Below are 1306 nucleotides of genomic sequence, written 5' to 3'. Positions count from 1 at the left end.
CGCCGGTCCGACACGGCCGGCAGCGGCTCGACCGGATGCTTGCCTGACAGGTCGGCCAGCACGCCCATCACGAACGGCAGCTCGACCTTCTTCTCCGAACCGTAGACCTCGACGTCGTACTCGATCTGCACACGCGGCGCACGATTGCGCGCGATGAATTTCTGCGAACTGCTGGCGGACATGAACGGGCTCCAAAGAGGGGGTGGATGGACTGCGAGCTCAGCGAACCCGCTCGTCTGAATGGGTAGAAAGCGCCTCGAACGTCAACGCCTGCGCCGGCGCGGCAACGGAATCGGCAATGCCGATTGCGATGTGCGAAAGCGCGGCTTTCGACGTGAACGCATCGAGCCAGAGGGCCGACAGGCGCGGCAGGATGTGCTGCTCGATGAAGCCGATGAGCACACGCGCGCCGGTTTCCTGCACGAGGCAGCGCCCGACGATGTAGTCGACGACCGCGTCGCCGTACGCGAGCGCGATGTCGTGGCTGTCCGCCATGCGCTTCACGACACGGTCCAGATGCAGGCGCACGATGCGCGCGAGCGCGCTGTCGGCGAGCGGCCGGTAAGGCACCACGGTCACGCGTCCGAGAAACGCCGCCGGGAATGCCTTCAGCAATTCGGGCGTCAGCGCTTCGCGCAGTCCTCCTGCGTCCGGCGCGAGAGACGCATCGGCGCACAGGCTCGCGGTCAGATCGGAGCCGACGTTGCTCGTGAGCAGAATGGTGGTATTGCGGAAATCGATGTAGCGGCCATCGCCGTCTTCCATGTAGCCCTTGTCGAACACCTGGAAGAACATCTCGTGCACGTCGCGATGGGCTTTCTCGACTTCGTCGAGCAGCACGACCGAGTACGGGCGACGCCGCACCGCTTCGGTCAGCACGCCCCCTTCGCCGTAACCGACGTAGCCGGGGGGCGCACCCTTCAGGCCCGACACGGTGTGCGATTCCTGATACTCGCTCATGTTGATCGTGATCAGGTTCTGCTCGCCACCGTACAGCGCCTCGGCAAGCGCCAGCGCCGTTTCGGTCTTGCCGACGCCAGAGGGACCGGCGAGCAGAAATACGCCCAGCGGCTTCTTCGGGTCGGTCAGGCCCGCGCGCGCGGTCTGCACGCGCTCGCCAATCTGGCGGAGTGCGTCGGTCTGGCCGATCACGCGCGCTTCGAGCGTGTCGGGAAGCTTGCGCACGGCCGCGATCTCGTCCGTGACCATGCGCCCCGCGGGAATACCGGTCCAGTCTGACACGATCTCAGCGACAATCGCTTCGTCGACCTCCGGAAAGACCAGTGGTGCATCTCCCTGCAGGTCG

At 65.7% G+C, this 1306-nt stretch carries 2 protein-coding genes; both read right to left on the bottom strand.

The features are described from left to right. A partial coding sequence (locus tag DPV79_RS41395; RefSeq protein WP_208866780.1) for a type VI secretion system contractile sheath small subunit occupies positions 1-182 on the bottom strand: 182 nt, incomplete at its 3' end. Positions 183-219: 37 nt separating this feature from the next. Further along, positions 220-1306, bottom strand: a 1087-nt coding sequence (locus DPV79_RS41390) for an AAA family ATPase (RefSeq protein ID WP_113048169.1), incomplete at its 5' end; no start/stop codon positions are given.

The sequence above is a fragment of the Burkholderia reimsis genome (assembly GCF_003294055.1).
GTDB classification, from domain to species: domain Bacteria; phylum Pseudomonadota; class Gammaproteobacteria; order Burkholderiales; family Burkholderiaceae; genus Burkholderia; species Burkholderia cepacia.
Note: the sequence above shows the minus strand (reverse complement) of the source record. Positions and strands in the feature narration are given on the sequence as shown.